The 16,642-nt window shown below is 71.9% G+C and carries 12 protein-coding genes; 5 read left to right on the top strand and 7 right to left on the bottom strand.

The features are described 5' to 3' along the window. The first annotated feature begins 416 nt into the window (after positions 1-416). Complete coding sequence (locus AB0A63_RS11170) at positions 417-2,150, top strand: ABC transporter ATP-binding protein (RefSeq protein ID WP_360388460.1); 1,734 nt, start codon at positions 417-419, stop codon at positions 2,148-2,150. Positions 2,151-2,163: 13 nt separating this feature from the next. On the opposite strand, the gene AB0A63_RS11165 is transcribed toward AB0A63_RS11170, so the two are convergent. From AB0A63_RS11165 to AB0A63_RS11150, 4 genes are all read right to left on the bottom strand, one after another. Next, entirely contained in the window at positions 2,164-3,267 is a 1,104-nt protein-coding gene (locus tag AB0A63_RS11165) for a histidine kinase (RefSeq protein ID WP_360388457.1), read from the bottom strand. Continuing rightward, positions 3,264-3,917, bottom strand: a complete 654-nt coding sequence (locus tag AB0A63_RS11160) for a response regulator transcription factor (RefSeq protein ID WP_360388454.1) — start codon at positions 3,915-3,917, stop codon at positions 3,264-3,266. The genes AB0A63_RS11165 and AB0A63_RS11160 overlap by 4 nt, the downstream gene beginning before the upstream one ends. Positions 3,918-4,074: 157 nt before the next feature. Beyond that, entirely contained in the window at positions 4,075-5,292 is a 1,218-nt protein-coding gene (locus tag AB0A63_RS11155) for a heparan-alpha-glucosaminide N-acetyltransferase domain-containing protein (protein WP_360388451.1), read from the bottom strand. A gap of 111 nt (positions 5,293-5,403) precedes the next feature. Then, a complete protein-coding gene (locus AB0A63_RS11150) occupies positions 5,404-6,489 on the bottom strand; it encodes a sporulation protein (protein ID WP_360388448.1) in 1,086 nt (361 codons plus the stop codon). 191 nt (positions 6,490-6,680) lie between these two features. Between AB0A63_RS11150 and AB0A63_RS11145 the strand changes: the two genes are divergently transcribed. The 4 genes from AB0A63_RS11145 to AB0A63_RS11130 all read left to right on the top strand — a co-directional run bounded on the left by AB0A63_RS11145 (position 6,681) and on the right by AB0A63_RS11130 (position 10,757). Continuing rightward, entirely contained in the window at positions 6,681-7,664 is a 984-nt protein-coding gene (locus AB0A63_RS11145) for a GlxA family transcriptional regulator (RefSeq protein WP_360389840.1), read from the top strand. A 97-nt stretch (positions 7,665-7,761) separates the two neighbouring features. Continuing rightward, complete coding sequence (locus tag AB0A63_RS11140; protein ID WP_360388445.1) at positions 7,762-8,388, top strand: DJ-1/PfpI family protein; 627 nt, start codon at positions 7,762-7,764, stop codon at positions 8,386-8,388. A 144-nt stretch (positions 8,389-8,532) separates the two neighbouring features. Then, positions 8,533-9,585 carry an aldo/keto reductase gene (locus tag AB0A63_RS11135; protein ID WP_360388442.1) on the top strand — a complete coding sequence of 351 codons (1,053 nt, stop codon included), beginning with the start codon at positions 8,533-8,535 and terminating at the stop codon, positions 9,583-9,585. Then, complete coding sequence (locus tag AB0A63_RS11130) at positions 9,582-10,757, top strand: winged helix DNA-binding domain-containing protein (protein WP_360388439.1); 1,176 nt, start codon at positions 9,582-9,584, stop codon at positions 10,755-10,757. The genes AB0A63_RS11135 and AB0A63_RS11130 overlap by 4 nt, the downstream gene beginning before the upstream one ends. 37 nt (positions 10,758-10,794) lie before the next feature. Here the strand turns inward: AB0A63_RS11130 and AB0A63_RS11125 are convergent, their stop codons facing one another. The 3 genes from AB0A63_RS11125 to AB0A63_RS11115 are packed head-to-tail and all read right to left on the bottom strand — an operon-like array spanning position 10,795 to position 16,642. Beyond that, positions 10,795-12,009 carry a cytochrome P450 gene (locus AB0A63_RS11125; protein WP_360388436.1) on the bottom strand — a complete coding sequence of 405 codons (1,215 nt, stop codon included), beginning with the start codon at positions 12,007-12,009 and terminating at the stop codon, positions 10,795-10,797. Further along, positions 12,006-14,402: an SDR family NAD(P)-dependent oxidoreductase gene (locus AB0A63_RS11120; protein WP_360388433.1), complete on the bottom strand. Its 2,397-nt coding sequence runs from the start codon at positions 14,400-14,402 to the stop codon at positions 12,006-12,008. Before AB0A63_RS11120 ends, AB0A63_RS11125 begins: the two co-directional genes overlap by 4 nt. Then, positions 14,399-16,642 (bottom strand): beta-ketoacyl synthase N-terminal-like domain-containing protein, encoded by a 2,244-nt coding sequence (locus tag AB0A63_RS11115; protein WP_360388431.1) that lies wholly within the window; start codon positions 16,640-16,642, stop codon positions 14,399-14,401. Before AB0A63_RS11115 ends, AB0A63_RS11120 begins: the two co-directional genes overlap by 4 nt.

The following is a 16,642-nucleotide window of genomic DNA, read 5'->3' as shown; positions in this document are numbered from 1 at the left end:
CCCCCCGGAACTATCGCCGGTCCCGCCGCCCGTGTGTCCACTCAAACCGGAAAACCGAGAAAATTACTCGTTTGTCGTAGCGACCGGGACGAAAAAGACCGACGAGGCGGCCGATCGGTTCATCGTGTCCGCCTATGACGAGTTCATCAACGGCTATGGCTGCGGCTTGACAACCGGGCAGGATTTTGTGCTGCTGCACGACATCCGGAAGCTCCAAAGCCCAGGACGAGCGATCCCAACGGGTTTGCTCCACCCCCCGGGTGACGGGCGTTGTCCAGCCATCTGACCGGTGCACCCAGCCGCGTCACCGGTGCCGCACGGTGCACCGGGGCGTGACGATGGTGGAGCCGGTCCGCGGTGGCGCTTCCGCCTGCCCGGACCACCCACACAGCCACAACAAACGGAGTCGTGTCACCGTGCGCACCCTGATCGACCGCACGACCTGGCGAACCCTCCTGGGGTATGCCGAACCACAGCGGCGCACCATCCTCTGTGGAGGGTTCCTCGTCCTGCTGAGCGGTCTCGCCGCCGCCGCGCTGCCGTTGGCGGCCAAAGCGCTGGTGGACCGGCTGGGCTCGGGGGAGGGGGTTGCCGGGCTGCTGGCGTTGCTCGTCGGCATCGCGCTGGCCGGTGCCGTGATCGCGATGGCCGGCGGTTACCTGCTCGAACGTGCCGCGGAGTCGGTCGTGCTCGGGGCCAGGAAACGGCTGGCCGCGCGGTTGCTGTCGTTGCGGGTGCCCGCGGTGCAGCGAGCCGAGCCCGGTGACCTGCTGTCCCGGTTCACCGGCGACACGACGTTGCTGCGCGAGGTCTGCACCCACGCTCTGGTCGGGCTCGTCACGGGGTCGGCGACGACCGTCGTGATGGTCGTGATGATGGGGGTGATGGACCTCGTCCTGCTCGGCATCACCCTGGCCGTGCTCGCCGTGGTGGGGCTGCTCGCCCTCGCCGGGATGCCGATGATCGAGAAGGCCTCCCACGCCGCTCAGAGCGCTGTCGGGGAGACGGGCGCGCGGCTGGAGCGCGTGCTCGGGGCTTTCCGGACCGTGAAGGCCGCGGGTACCGAGGCCGTGGAGCTCGCCGCCATCGAGCGGGGTGCGCAGGACGCGTGGCGTGCCGGTGTGCGGTCGGCGCGGTGGGAGGCGCTGGTGCACGGCTTCAACGGCCTTGCGGTGCAGGCGTCGTTCCTCGCCGTGCTCGGTGTCGGTGGTGCTCGCGTCGCGACCGGGGCGATCCCGCTGTCCACCCTGGTGGCCTTCCTGCTGTTCCTGTTCTTCCTCGAAGAGCCGATCGGGCAGCTGCTGCACGCCGGCAGCAAGCTGCAGATCGGACTCGCCGCGGTGCGCAGGCTGGGCGAGGTCGAGCAGCTGCAGACCGAACCGGTCGGCACGGGCACCACCGCCGCGGCACCGGGTGCGGCCCGCGTGAGCTTCTCCGGCGTGCGGTTCCGGTACGGCCCGGACCTGCCGGAGGTCCTGCGCGGCGTGGACGTCGAGGTTCCGCCGGTGGGCCTGACCGCGTTCGTCGGCCCGTCCGGTGCCGGGAAGTCCACGCTGTTCGCGTTGATCGAGAGGTTCTACGAGCCGGACTCCGGCCGCATCCGCCTCGACGGCCGCGACCTCGTGGACTGGGACCTCGCCGAGCTGCGCGCGGGCATCGGGTACGTCGAGCAGGACGCACCGCTGCTGTCCGGGTCGTTGCGCGAGAACATCGTCTACGGCCGCCAGGACGCGACCGAGCAGGAGATCCGCGACGTGGTCGCGCACACCCGCCTCGACGCGCTCGTCGAGCGGTTGCCGGACGGGCTCGACACCCCGGTCGGGCACCGCGGCACCTTCCTGTCCGGCGGTGAACGGCAACGGGTCGCGCTCGCTCGCGCGCTGATCACCCGGCCGCGGTTGCTGCTGCTCGACGAGATCACCTCGCAGCTCGACGCCGCGAACGAGATGGCGATCAGGGACGTGGTCACCGCCGTCGCGAAGACCACGACGGTGCTCGTGGTGGCGCACCGGCTGTCGACGGTGACCCAGGCCGACCGGATCGTCGTGCTGGACGGCGGAACGGTGCGGGCCACCGGCACCCACGACGAGCTGGTCGGTCAAGATCCGCTGTACGCGGAGTTCGCCACCACGCAGCTGCTCAGCGGCTGAGCCGGCGGCAGGCTCAGCCGCGGGCGGTGACCGGCAGGCTCAGCCGCAGCCGGAAGCCGCCGTCGGCGGTGGGGCCGGTGTGGAGCGTGCCGTCCAGCAGGGCGGCGCGCTCCCGCAGCCCGACCAGGCCGTGCCGTGCGCTGGGCAGCGCGAGGTGCGGCCGCGTGGGCGGGGTGTTGGTGACGGTCACGGTGAGGTCGGTGTCGTCGTGGCTGATCTCGACGGTGGCACCGGCGCCGGGCGCGTGCTTGCGCACGTTGGTCAGCGCTTCCTGGATGGTGCGGTAGATGGCGCGCTGCACCGGCGGTTCGAGGCCCTCGGGTGCGGTGCCGACCATGCGGGCGTCGATCGCGCTGTTCGCGATGAGGCGCTCCAGGTCGGTCAGCGTGGGCTGCGGGGTGAGCTCGGTGGCCGGGGTGCCGGAGGCCCGCAGCAGGTTCACCATGTGCCGCAGCTCGTCGAGCGTGTTCACCGACAGCAGGCGCACGTTCTCGGCGGCCTTCCTCGCCTCCGGGTCGGGGGTGCTGACCTGGAGCGCCCCGGCCTGCACCGCGATCAGGCTGACCTGGTGGGACACCACGTCGTGCATCTCGCGGGCGAGCTGGTTGCGTTCGCGGGCCAGGATCGCCTCGGCGTCGAGCCGCCGCTCGTGCTCGCGGGCTTCCTTGACCTCCTCCAGCCGCAGCGCCAGCTCGTGCCGGGACCGCAGGAACTGGCCGAGCAGGACCGGTGCGAACGCGGTCATCGTGGCGTAGATGACGCCGAGCAGGGTGTAGGTGTCCCAGATGGTCGGAGCGAACTCCGACATGGGGAACGCGAAACCGGCCGCGGCGAGCAGCCAGCACCCCGCGAGCAGCCACCAGTCGCGGTAGCGGCTCGAGACCACGTACAGCGCGATGATCGTGGGGACGATCGCTCCGGGGAAGAGCACCGCCGGCAGCGTCGCCAGGAAGGCGGGCACCGGGACGCGGTGGACGAGCAGGAGAGCGGCGACGGCGACCGCGATGGTGACGATCCCGCCCGGGTCCTCCTCGCTGACCATGGTGAGCACCCCCTCGGCCACCGCGAGTGCGAGCGCCGCCGCGTCGACCAGCCACCGGGGCGGGCGGCGGCTCACCGCTCGGTCCCGTCGAGCAGGCCGGCGCGCTGCGCCACCAGGGCCGCCTGCACCCTGCTGCCCACGCGCAGCTTCGTGAGGATGGCGCTGACGTGGTCCTTCACCGTGCCGACGCTGAGGTGGAGCTGCGCGCCGATGTCGGTGTTGGACAGCCCCTCGGCGATCAGCACGAGCACCGCGCGTTCGCGTTCGGTGAGCAGACCGACCTGCTCGGAGGCCGGCGAGCCCGAACCGGAGCCCAGGTACCCGTCGACGACCGTGCGGGTCACCTTGGGGGACAGGACCACACCGCCGCAGGCGAGCGTGCGGACCATCTGGGCCAGCTGCTCGGGCCCGGTGTCCTTGAGCACGAACCCGGCCGCACCGGTCCGCAACGCCGTGGCGATGTACTCGTCGGAGTCGAACGTCGTGAGCATCGCCACCACCGGCGGCGGCTTGAGGCCCTGCAACTGGCGCAGGACCGTGAGGCCGTCGACGTCCGGCATCCGGATGTCGAGCAGCACGACGTCCGGCTTCCGCAGGCCGATCTCCCGCACCGCCTGCGCGCCGGTCGTGGTCGCGACCACCTCGATGTCCCCCGCCGCCTGCAGGATGAGGCGGAACCCCGTCCGCACCAGCTCCTCGTCGTCCACGACGACCACCCGGATCATGCACCGCTCCTTTGTGGATACTGTCCGTGCAGTGTCCCCAGGAGTCGTGCGAGCGCGCCATCCGGGGACCGGCCGGACCCCTCCGCCGACCGGCGGGCGCGACCAGCCGGTCGGCGGAGGGGAGCCGGCGCAGGGAAGTCGGTTCGGGGGAGCCGGCTCAGCGGACGTGCTTCGCCGGTGTGGTGGCGAGGTGGAGCAGGTGCTCCAGCGGTCCCCTGCGGAAGAACCGCGACCAGACGCCGGCGAACACCGTGACGCCGACGACGAACACGAGCACCGGCACCCAGGACGCCGGGGACTCGGCGCCGGTGCTTCCCGATGCCCCGGCCAGTTGTGGCGACAGGACGAAGTGCCCGACGTAGGCGGTCAGCGACATCGTCCCGACCGCGATGACCGGCGTGGCCAGGCGGCGCAGCAGCGGCAGGCGGTCGAGCAGCACGGTCGCGCCGATGACCACGGTGATCGCGACTCCGACGCAGCCGATGACGTCGAGCGGCATGCCGCTGTGCGGACCTGCCGTGAGCAACGACCACGCCGACCCGACGGCGTCAGCGCCGAGGTCCTCCGGTCCCGCCTTCCCGGCGACAGAGGGACGCTGCACCTCCGCAGCCGACCGGACGCCCTCGAACAGCTGCGACATCAGCCAGGAGGTGCCGTAGGCGAACACGGCCAGGGCGGGACCGAACACGGCCAGCCGGCGCCGCACGGTGCCCGAGGACAGGTCCAGCCGGCCCAGCGCCATGCCGGAGACGACGAACGCCATCCAGGGGAGCGCCGGGTAGAAGCCGGTGAGCAGGAGGTCGAGCACCCCGACACCACCGACGCGGTCGAGCGGGTCGTGGGCCTTGAGCGCGGCCGAGATTGGATCGCTCAGCAGCGACCGGAGCCCCAGCGCCAGCGGCGGCAGGACGACGGCGAGCGCGGCCGCGGTGATCGCGAGCGTGCGGGCGCGCAACCGCACCAGCGGAAGGGCGAGCAGGAAGTAGAGGCCGTAGAAGGCGAGGATCACCACGCCGCCGTAGACGGTGGCCATCACCGTGCCCAGCGCCAGCAGGACCACGGCCCTGATCGCGATGCGGGCCTTGGCCTGCCGTCCGGCCACACCGGTCCTGGGTTCCAGGCGACCGGCGAGCAGCACCAGCGAGAACCCGGCCAGGGTGGCGAACAGCGCCGAGGACCGGCCCTCTGCCAGGTGGCGCACCCAGATACCGATGCCGGACGTGGCGTCCGCGGCCGGGCCGAGGTGCACGACGTACATGCCGAAGACGGCCAGTGCGCGGGCCAGGTCCACCCCGACCAGCCGTGCCGTCGAGGGTGTGACCGGTGTGCCGGGCTGGTGGGCGGTGGAGATGTCCTGTGGTGGCAGCTGTTTCACACAGCCACCTTTTCGGTGCGGCCCGGTGGCGGACCACCCGTCAGGTCGCGGTGCGCACCCCGCCGGTCGACCGGAACCGCCCGGCCGACCGGAACCGTCCGCAGTGGACGGTCATCCCTCGTCGTCGTCGCCGAAGAACTCCTCGGCCATGCCGCTCAACGCCATGCCGCCGAGCACACCGCCCGCGGCACCGGCGGCACCGGCGGCGAGCATGCCGCCCATGCCGGCTCCGCGCCGCTGGTCCTGCTGGTGGTAGTGGTGGTCGTCGTCGTGACCACGGCCGCGGTAGCCCTGCTGCCCGCCGTACCCGGCCGGGGTGCCGAAGGCGGGGTGGTGCCCAGGTTGCCCGCTGAACGCGGGGTTCTGCGCACCACCGAAGGCGGGGTTCTGGGCGCCACCACCGAACGCCGGGTTCGCCCCGCGCTCGGCGACCTGCGCCAACCAGCCGCTGATCGCGGCCGCCCAGTCGGTGACCAGCGCTTCCTGGTGGGAGACCCGCAGGTGCCCGGAGGTGTCGCCGCCGATCGAGAACCCGCCCCGCCGCCGGTCGGCTTCGAGCACCACGTGCAGCTCGTGCGCGGTGGCGACGAAGGTCAGCTCGACCTGGCTCACCCGGCCCGCGAACCGCCCCGGCGGGAAGAACTCCAGCTCCTGGTAGAAGCCGAGCTCGTGCGGCACACCGGGCAACCGCCCGTTCTCCACACCCGCACCGCGGAACGAGAACCCGAGCTGCCCGACCGCGTCCAGCACCTTGTTCTGCGACGGCAGCGGACCGACCAGGACCGGGTCGAGATCACCCTTGTCGGGCGCACCCGCGACGACGAGCTCGGTCCGCAGCCCCACTCCCATCCCGGGCAGCGCCGCACCACCGACCGCGGTGATCGGCGTCTCCCACGGCAGCTCCAGCTGGAAGGGCACCGCCACCAGCTGGCCCGCGGGCACCCGCACACCCTGCTGCACCACCGCCCGGAAGAACTCCGCGCCACCGTGCTCGTCGTCGCGGGCGAAGGCGAACCCACCCCGCTCGACCTGCGCCACCAGCGACAGCACGACCTGGCCGATGTCGGCGTCGGCACTGCCGCCCTGGATGCGCACCTGCCCGGTGACGGGCTGACCGGGCACGGCGTGCGGCGAGTCCAGCACGGTGTCGACGGACGGGCCACCGATGCCGAAGGCGCTCAGCATCCGATTGAACATGAGAAGCTCTCCTCCTGGGACGAACGGGTCGAACCTGTTGCCGTGTCCCAGCTTCGTGAGCCCGTCGGACCGTGCACAGCTGCCGGACGTCCGGAACACCCCGCTACCCGGCTGGACCTGACCCCGCCGATCGGCGGGGTGGGCCACGTCCCGCCGAGGCTGAACCTGTCCTCGGTAGCCTCGGCGGTGTGATGGACGATCGTCGCGGCGTTGCCCCAACACGCACCCACTCGGTGCTCGTCGTCCTGTTCGACGGCGTGCAACCCCTTGACGTCGCGGGTCCTCTGGACGTGTTCTCGTTGGCAGCGCGTTGCGTCGGAACAGCGGACACCCCGCCCTACGTCGTTCGCACGGCCTCACTGGGCGGCGGAACGATCCGCGCGGCCGGCGGCCTGCGGGTGGTCCCGGACCTCGACCTCGCCGCTGCCGACACCCCGGACCTGCTCCTGGTGCCGGGCGGTCCCGGCGTGGGGGACGTCGACGAGCGGCTCGTCGCGTGGCTGCGTGAGCGGGCTCCCGGTTCGCGACGAGTGGTGTCGGTGTGCACGGGGGCGTGGCTCCTGGCCGAGGCCGGTCTCCTGGACGGGAGACGGGCCACGACGCACTGGGAGTCCTGCAGTCACCTCGCCGACAAGCACCCGCGGGTGCGGGTGGAGACCGAACCGATCTTCGTCCAGGACGGCCCGTTCTACACGTCGGCCGGTGTCACCGCGGGTGTGGACCTCGCCATCGCCCTGGTCGAGGAGGACTTCGGCCGCGCGGTGGCCCACGAGATCGCCCGTCTGCTGGTGGTGTTCCTGCGCAGGCCGGGGAACCAGGCCCAGTTCAGCGCGCAGCTGTCGGCCCAGGCCGCGTACTCCGACCCGCTTCGGGACGTCCAGCACTGGGCCACCGCGAACCTCGCGGCGGACCTGTCCGTTCCGGCGCTGGCGGGCAGGGCCGGGCTGTCGCCACGTCAGTTCGCTCGCGCGTTCGCCGAGCAGGCCGGCGTGACACCGGGCCGCTTCGTGGACCTCATCCGGCTGGAGGCCGCGCAACGCATGCTGGCGGACACCGGGGAAGGGGTGCTGCGGATCGCGCGCCGGTGCGGGTACGGGACGCAGGAAGGGATGCGCCGCGCGTTCCTGCGCGAGCTCGGCGTGTCGCCCACGGAGTACCGGCGCAGCCGGGCCTGATCCGGGACGGATGGCAGATTCGTTGGGGTGCACGACATGGGCACGGCGACCGACCGGACCTACCGTTGCCCACATCGTCTGACTGAAGGGTCCCGACATGCAGGTCGCCATCGTGCTCTACCCCGGCTTCACCTCCTTGGACGTCCTCGGGCCCTACGAGGTCCTTGGCCGCCTTCCCGACACCGAGGTCGTCTTCGTGGCCGAGAAGCCGGGCCTGGTGGTCAACGACCTGAAGAGCCTGTCGATCGACGTCGTCGCCACCCTGGCCGATGTCACGGCACCCGACGTCGTTCTCGTCGGCGGAGGCCCGGGCCAGGTGGAGCAGATGTCCAACCACGCCTTGCTGGAGTGGCTGCGCACGACCGACCGGACGAGCAGGTGGACGACGGCCGTCTGCACCGGCACCTTCCTGCTCGCGGGTGCCGGACTGCTCGGCGGACGCAGGGCAACGACCCACTGGGGCGGGCTCGACCAGCTCGCCGAGTTCGGTGTGACTCCTTCGAAGGAGCGGGTGGTCGTCGACGGTCACTACGCGACCGCGGCCGGCGTGTCCGCCGGCATCGACATGGCGTTGACCCTGGCCGGTCTGATCGCGGGCGACGACGTGGCGCAGACGGTGCAGCTCATCATCGAGTACGCGCCGGAGCCGCCCTACGACGCGGGTTCGGTGGACTCCGCTCCCGCGGCCGTGGTCGAGAACGCGATGCGGATGATGTCGAGCTGACCCACCTCCGGCGGATCACCGCCGTTGACATGCCGGTGGGCACGAGTAGAGGACGAACGCTGACCGGTACTTGCGACACAGTGCCCTTGTCATCGGAAGCGTCCGCGGACGAAGTCCACTCGCAGTCAACGCAGGAGAACAGTCATGCGAACCCGTCCGCTCGGCCGCACCGGCATCCAGGTCAGTCCCTACGCGCTGGGCACGATGCTGCTCAACTCGTACGGCAACCCGGACCAGGACGAGTGCGTCCGCATCGTGCACCGCGCCCTTGACGCCGGCATCAACGTCGTCGACACCGCCGACGTCTACGGCCCCGACGGGGAGTCGGAGACGATCCTCGGGAAGGCCCTGCGCGGCCGCCGCGACGAGGTCGTGCTGGCCACCAAGTTCAACGGCGCCATGGGCACCGACCCCAACCAGCGCGGCAGCTCCCGCCGCTGGATCGTCTCCGCCGTCGAAGGATCGCTGCGCCGCCTCGGGGTCGACCACATCGACCTCTACCAGGTCCACCACCCCGAACCCGGCACCGACGTCGAGGAGACGCTCGCCGCGCTGACCGACCTGCTGCGAGCGGGCAAGGTCCGCGCCATCGGGCACTCCAACCTGCCCGCCGCGGAGATCGTCGAGGCCCAGTGGGTGGCCGAGCGGCGCGGGCTGGCCCGCTTCCGCTCGGAGCAGCCGCACTACTCGATCCTCAACCGCGGGATCGAACGCGAGGTGCTCCCGGTGTGCGAGCGCTACGGACTGGGCGTCGTGGTGTGGAGCCCGCTGGCGATGGGCCTGCTCGGAGGCCGTCTGCGCAAGGGCAGCGCCGAGACCGCCTCGGCCGGCCGCCTGCACTGGGCCGGGAAGCACCTGACCGACGAACGCAAGCTCGACGCCGTCGAAGCACTCGCACAGGTCGCGGAGGAGGCCGGGGTGTCGTTGCCCCACCTCGCACTGGCCTTCGTGACCGCCCACCCCGCGGTCACGTCCGCGATCATCGGCCCGCGCACCCTGGACCAGCTCGACGACCTGATCGCGGGAGCCGACACCCTGCTCGGCGACGACGTGCTCGACCGCATCGACGAGATCGTGCCGCCGGGCACGGATGTGGGGCCCATGGACGTCGCCTACGTCACCCCGCCAGTCGCTCACCCTCATCTCCGCCGTCGCCCTGTTGCCACCCGCGCCGCACGGCAACGGTCTCCGCAGTGAAGGTCGACGTCGGACAACGCCGGGCTCGTCTCGGTGTCCGCCACCACCTGGCCACGGCCGCGACCACAGTCCAAGAGGTCATCGAGGGCGTCGTCGCGCTGCACGCCACCGACCCCGCGACGGTGTACCTCTCAGCGGCCGCACGGCTCATGCGCCCGGCCGTGGCGGAGGTTGAGCACGCGCTGTACCAGGAGCGCATCTGCTTGCGGCTGCTCGGGATGCGCCGCACGATGTTCGTGACAGACCTCGACACCGCGGCTCTGGTGCAGCACGGTTGTTCCGCCGACGTCGCGACGAAGCAACGGCGGCTGCTGGAGAGAGAACTCGGGCAGCAGGGACACCCGGAGAACGTGCCGGAACCGGCGACGTGGCTGACCGAGGTCGAAACCGCCGTCGAGGCCGCTCTGCACAGGCTCGGGTCGGCGACAGCGACGCAGCTGGCCGACGAGGAGCCACGGCTGCGCCAGCAACTGCGGATGTTCGAGGGCAAGCCGTACGAGGCGATCGGCAACGTCACCAGCCGGGTGTTGTTCCAGCTGGCGGCGGACGGCCGGATCGTCCGCGGCCGTCCACGCGGCACGTGGCTGAGCACGCAGTACGTCTGGCACCCCTTGCGGGACTGGGTTCCGGACGGCCTGCGGTCGTGGGAGCCCGACGCGGCGCGGACGGAGCTGGCACGGTTGTGGTTGCGCGCGTACGGTCCGGCGCCGGTGTCGGACCTGCGGTGGTGGACGGGCTGGACGGTCAGCCAGACCAGGAGCGCCCTGGCCGGGGTGGCGACGGCGGAGGTCGATCTGGCGGGCGTGCCGGGGCTGGTGCTGGCCGACGACCTGGAACCGGTGCCCGTGCCGGAGCCGTGGGCGGCGTTGTTGCCGAGCATGGACCCGACGTCGATGGGCTGGCAGGACCGCGACTGGTTCCTGGGTGAGCACCGGGCGGCGCTGTTCGACCGCGCGGGCAACATCGGCCCGACGGTCTGGGTGAACGGCCGCGTCGTGGGCGGCTGGGCGCAGCGCGCGAGCGGCGAGGTCGTGCACCGGCTGCTGGAAGACGTGTCGTCGGACGAACGGGAGCTGGTGGAGGAGGCAGCCGGCCGCTGTGCGACCTGGCTGGGCGGGGTCCGGGTGACACCGCGGATGCGCACTCCGCTGGAGCGCGAGCTGGCGGCATGACCGCCGAGGACGTCTCGGCGGGGATCGGCTGCACGGCTCACCGCCGGGTGACGTCGACGACGAGCCGGGTGTGCCGGCGGACCACGGCACGCGCTTGGCGCTGGGGCTGCTCGGCCTCCCTGATCGCGTCCACCCGCAGCGCCAGCTGCCGGAACGCGACCTCAGCGGTCACGAGCCCCAACTCGGCTCCAGCGCACCGGTGCGCGCCCAGCCCGAACGACAGGACGTCGCGTGGCCCGGTGTCCGGCGTGAGGAACCGGTCCGCCACGAACGAGTCCGGATCGCCGAACCTGCCGGGATCCCGGCCGAGCGCACCGAAGCACACGAGCACCACGCTGTCGCGGGCGACGGGGACACCGGCCAGTTCGGTGTCCTGCGCCGCGACCCTGACGCCGTACTGGACAGGAGGGTCGTACCGCAGTGCCTCCAGGACGAACGACCTCAGCAGTGCGTCGTCGTCGCGCAGACCCGGCAACAGGTCGTTGTGCGCCGCGAGCTGACGCAGGCCGCTGCCGAGCAGCGACGCGGTGGTCGCGGTGCCCGCGCCGAGCAGGAACACCAGGTTGCTGACGAGGTCCCGCTCGTCGATCTGGCTGTGCTCCCTGAGCGAACGGACGAGCGGAGCTTCGCTTCCCCGCTTCGCCAGGACCGTGTTCGTGATGTGGTCGACGAGGTGTGACGATGCCTCTTCGGCGGCTGCGAGCGCCTTGTCCGGCGGGTGCATCTCGTTGCGTTCCAGGAACCTGTCGAGCCAGCCGGCCACTCGTTCGCCGTCGTGCCGCGGCAGACCGAGCAGTTCGCCCATCACGGAGTCGGGGATGGTCGTGAACGACCGGGCGGCGTCCACCAGGCCGTCGCCCTCGCCGAACGGCGCTGTGCCGGCGCCGGCGTGCCGCGTGATCATCGGGCGCATCCGCTCGACCTGGTCGGGGGCGAAGAAGCGCGCGATGAGGCGGCGGGCGGGTTGGTTGTCGGGTGCGTTGCGGAAGAGCAGGCTGCGGTAGAGCAGATCGGTCGACGGGACCGTGTACCAGGTGGGCCACAGCCGGTCGGCGTAGTGGCGGTCGGGTACGGGGAAGAGCTTTGGGTTCACCAGGACGTCCGCGCACTCCCGGTAGCCGGTGACGAGCAGGCGCTGAGGGGTGATCGGCAGCACCGGCCAGTGTTCGACCAGCTCGCGGTAGTGGCGGTAGGGCGCGGTCCGCCCCTCGGGGGACAGCAGCCGCAGCAGCACGTCGTGAGGACTGGTCACGGCATGCCGTCCCGTCCGCTCAGCACGAGTCCGGACAGTGTCACGAGTGGACTGCCGTCGGCCGTGCCGGCGATGCCGTCGGCGACACCGTCCACATGTGTCACGTGCAGGTGGATGCCGTTCTTCGCCTGTGCTGCCAACGCGAGGTCGTTGTGCCCGGTGTGCAGCCTCAGCTCGGCGATCGAGTGGGGCGTCGCGTACCGGTGCGGGGTGTCGATGGCGCAGGCGGTCTGCAACAGGGCGTCGACGAGCAGCCACGGTGTCCGGTGCGCGGCGAAGAACTCGCCGTCCGGGAGCGGGGGTTCCCAGCGAGCCGAGGTCGTGCCGGTCGTGAACCTGAGGTCGCGAACCTGGTCGAACAGGCCCGACATGGACATCGTCGCCGGCGCGCGCCGGACGCTGAGCTGACGGGGCCGGGCAGGCGTGACGGTGCTGTCGGTGGTGCCGCCGACCGGAACCAGAACCTCGACGTGGTGGACACGGCGGCTGCGGTGTCCGGCCCTGAGGTGCGATCGGACGGTGACGCGCACGACGCCGGCATCCGGACCCGCGGGCGTGAACGACGCGGCCAGGGTGTACTCCGCAACCTGGGGGTCGACGGCGATGGGAGCCTCGAAGCGGACGTCCAGGAACCTGTCCACGACAGCGCCGCCGGTGAGGTGGCCGGTGACGGCGGCCGCGAGCTCCAGCACGAGCGCACCCGGCACGAGCGCGCGCGACTGCCGCACGTGGCCCCGCAGGTGGTCGTGCCGCGAGAGGTCAAGTCGCCAGACGGTGTCGTCCCGGTCGGTGTGGGACGGGCTGCCCACGTAGGGGAGTCCGGCGCCGTCGCCCACGAGGCCGGGGAACCGCGATCCCGCCAGCCGCCACTCCGCTTCGCCCAGCAGGACCGGTGCCGCGTGCCGCCCGAGGTGGTTCGCCGGCACCAGCGTGGTGAAGATCCGCTGTCCCTCGGCGTCGCTGATCAGGCCGAGCTGCCCGGTCTTCGCCGTGTAGTCGGTGAAACCGCTTCGTGGCCCCAGCCCGGACTCACCCCACAGGCTCCAGCCGATCGCGCACTCGGCGCCCGAGCTGCGGCCGGACTCGTACCGGGCGGCCGCGTTGAGCACGTCGTTGGCCGGTCCGTAGTCGATCTCGCCGGGCAGGCCGAACGCACCGGCGACGGAGCTGAAGTGGCACCACGCGAGCGGTGCGGGGTCGCGGAACGCCGCCCTGAGGTTGTGGTAGCCCATGACCTTGGTGTCACGCACCCGCCGGAACGTCGAGAGGTCCTTGGCCCTCAGCCTGCGGGCGCCGCTGATCCCCGCGCCGTTCAGCACCAGGTCGATGCGGGGCGTCGTCGCGGCGATCACCGCCGCCGCGCGCCGGACCGCGGCGGGGTCCGTCACGTCGCACCCCAGGTAGTGCACCCGGTCCGCCCCGATCCGGTCGCGCAGGGCCGCGATGGTCGCACGCGCCTCCCGCGACCTGCGACAACGGTCGTAGGTCGCCCGCAGGCCACCGATGTGGGCATCTGGGTCCTCGTGGCGCCTCCTGCGCACGTAGTCGGCGCTGCTCAGGTCACCGATCTCCGCGGACTCAGCAGCCATGGTGTCCGGTTCGGTGCTGCCGAGCAGCCACAGCACCGACGGCGGAGGGTTCATCGCCTCCAAGCACCGTGCGGTGATGCCACGCGCGCCGCCCACCGCGACCACGACGGGGCCGGTGACGGCTGGGTCCTCGACGGCAGGTGACGGCTCTTCGAGCGGGAGAAGTCGTTCCTCCCACCTGACCGCCGGGGCCGATCCGGTCCGGTAGTAGGCGACGGGCAGGCCTCTGCCGCACCCGGACTCCGCGCGAAGCCGTGCCAACGCGGCAGCGAGGCCGACGTCGTCGGTGACCACGGCGAGCACGTGCGCCGCCGGCAGCTCCCACGCGACCGACTTCGCCATCCCGGTCAGCAGCGCGCAGTGCGGATGTGGTGTTCCGCCGTCGAAACGGTCGAGCACGAGGAGCGCGACCGACGAGTTCTCGTGAGCCGGGTCGGCACGCTGTTTCAACGCGACGAAGGTCGCCTCCTGCAGGGCGAGAAGACCCGGACGTGGCGCGTCGGGCCACGTGGCACCGCGCAGGGACGTGATCACGCACAGCTGGTCGCTGACCGTTCCCGCCGAGGTGACGAGGTTCGTCACCGCCTCCTCGTCCCAGGTGGCCGCGGCGTCCGGCACGAGCACGACCGTCACCTCGTGCGCCGCGATGGCGCGCACCTGGTCCGCGATCTCCGCGTCGTCGGTGAGCACCAGCGCTCCGGCGGGCAGCGGATCGCGTTCGGGGAAGCGGGCCACAGCGGGACGTGGCACCAAGCGGAGGTCGTACGGCCGCACAGTCGTCTCCACCGCGTCCGTGGCCGTCATGGCAGCGGTGGGAGCACGTGGACGGTCGGGCCGGACTCCGCGGAGAACCGTTGGGGCAGGGTGTCCTGCACGACGCTCCGGATGACGTCGAGCACCCCGTCCGCGGCGAGGTAGCTGGTGCTTCGGCGTGGCGGTGCCGCCGCGGATGCGGGCGTCAGTTCGGTTCGCACGCGTGCGAGCACCCGCCAGCCACGGGCGGCAGCGGTTTCGGGACGGGCGAGCGCCACCGCGAACGCACCCTCGGCGCTCTCCCCGCCCTCGCTGACGACCGAGCCGGTGCTGCCGAAGGCATCGGTGTTCCACGCCATCACCAGCGCGAGATCGATGTCGCCCCGGCGCAGGTAGCAGCCGGCGGTGTGCACGGCGGCGAGCCCTGACGCCCCTCCGGCGTCGACCATCATCGTCGGCCCACGCAGGTTCCTCCGGTTGCTGATCCACCCGAGTGCGATGGACGACATGCGTCCGACCAGGCTGTACGGGCCGATGGCCCGGCTGCGGTCGCGGAGCTCTCGCAGGTACTGCTCCGCAGCCGCCTTCTCCTCGCCGTCCAACGTCGCCGCAAGCCCGTCACCCAGGCACCGCACGGTGGACTCGACAGCCGACCTGCTGACGCCGTACCGGGCGCCGAAGACACCCGTGCGTTCCGCAAGTCCCTGCCACCACGGTGTGTCGTCCCCCGATCCGGCCAGCCGGCCCGCCAGCTCGGCCGCGAGCAGCTGACTCATGTCCAGCTGAGCCGCGACCTTGGGCACGATCAACGAGCTCGCGAACGGAGGAAGCGGGTACGGGGCCTCGAACCGGGTCGTGTCGGCGGGATCGTCGCCTCGGGACAGCCGGTGCGCGACCGACTCGTCCTCCGGCTTGCCCGGCAGCAACGCGCTCCACCGCACCAGCACCAGCTCGTCGCAGGACGCGGACGGAGCGGACCGCACGGCACGGGTCTGCGTCCCGGGCGGGCAGAGCAGCTGATGTCCGTTGATGCCACCGAGTCCACAGGCGAAGACCCCGACGAACGACCGTTCCTCCGCCGCCAGCGGCACCGGTGCCGAGGGCACCCGGACGGAAAGGGAGCGGGCGTACTCCGGCAGCGACGCGTGGTTGGGCTGCCGGGGCACCGTCGACCGGTGCAGGCCGATCGCGGCCTGGATCAGCGAGACGATCCCGCAGGCCATGCCGGTGTGGCCGAGCATCGCCTTGTTCCCCGTGACCCACGGCGTGCCACCGGCGTGGGCGGCGGCGATGGAGCGCAACTCCGTCGCGTCCCCTGCGAGGGTCGCGGTCCCGTGCCCGATGATCCACGAGACCTCGGCGCCGGTGACGCCGTTGACGTCCCCGGCCCGCGTCATCGCGCGAGTCTGGCCCTCCTGGCTCGGTGCGAAGATCGCTTTGCTCTTGCCGTCGCACGCGGCGCCGAACCCGGCGAGCACCGCGAGCACCGTGTCGCCGTCCCGCAGGGCATCGCTCATCCGCTTGAGCGCGACGACGCCGGCGCCTTCGGAGAACACCGTGCCGTCCGCCGCCGCGTCGAAGGCGCGCAGCTGTCCCGTGCGCGACAGCGTGCCCATCTCGCCGAAGTACACCTGGCGCAACGGTCCGTGTGAGCTCACGCCACCGCAGAACGCGACGTCCACCTCGCCGTCCAGCAGGTGCCTGACGCCGAGGTCCACCGAGTACAGCGCCGACGGGCAGATGTTGTCGGAGACGAGCACGTGCGTGTCTGGAGGGAGCAGTCCCTTCGCGGCGCGGACGGCCTGGTGGTGGGGGAGGAACTCGGTGTGTCCGCGGTGCGCGCAGGGGTCCGCTTGCGCGAGCTTCCGCCTGATCGCGTCGCGCCGGTCTCCCGGCAGCCGTGCCGCGGTCTGGGCGGCGAGGGCGTCCGCGGCGAGCGCGAGGTCCATCTCGTAGCTCGTGTCCGTGGACGAAGCGAGGAACAGACCGGTGCGGCCGGTCGGACCGGGCGATGTGGTCGTGACGCATTGATGCAGCGCACGACGCAGCCAGGACACCTGGAGGTCGCCGACGTCGTCCCCCAGCGCCGTCGGAACCTCGCCGAACCGGAGCTCGTACGGCTCACCCGTGTCGCTGTGGGTCAACCGCGCCAACGATTCGAGCCCGCGGAACCGGGCGGAGGGCCCGAACACGAGAGGGCCGTCCTGCGCGCGCCTCCACAACTCCTCGACGTCGTCGCAACCCGGCGTCACGACACCGGCGGCGACGACGCAGACCTGGTCGGCGTGCAT

Source organism: Lentzea sp. NPDC042327 (assembly GCF_040647275.1).
Taxonomy (GTDB): domain Bacteria; phylum Actinomycetota; class Actinomycetes; order Mycobacteriales; family Pseudonocardiaceae; genus Lentzea.
Note: the sequence above shows the minus strand (reverse complement) of the source record. Positions and strands in the feature narration are given on the sequence as shown.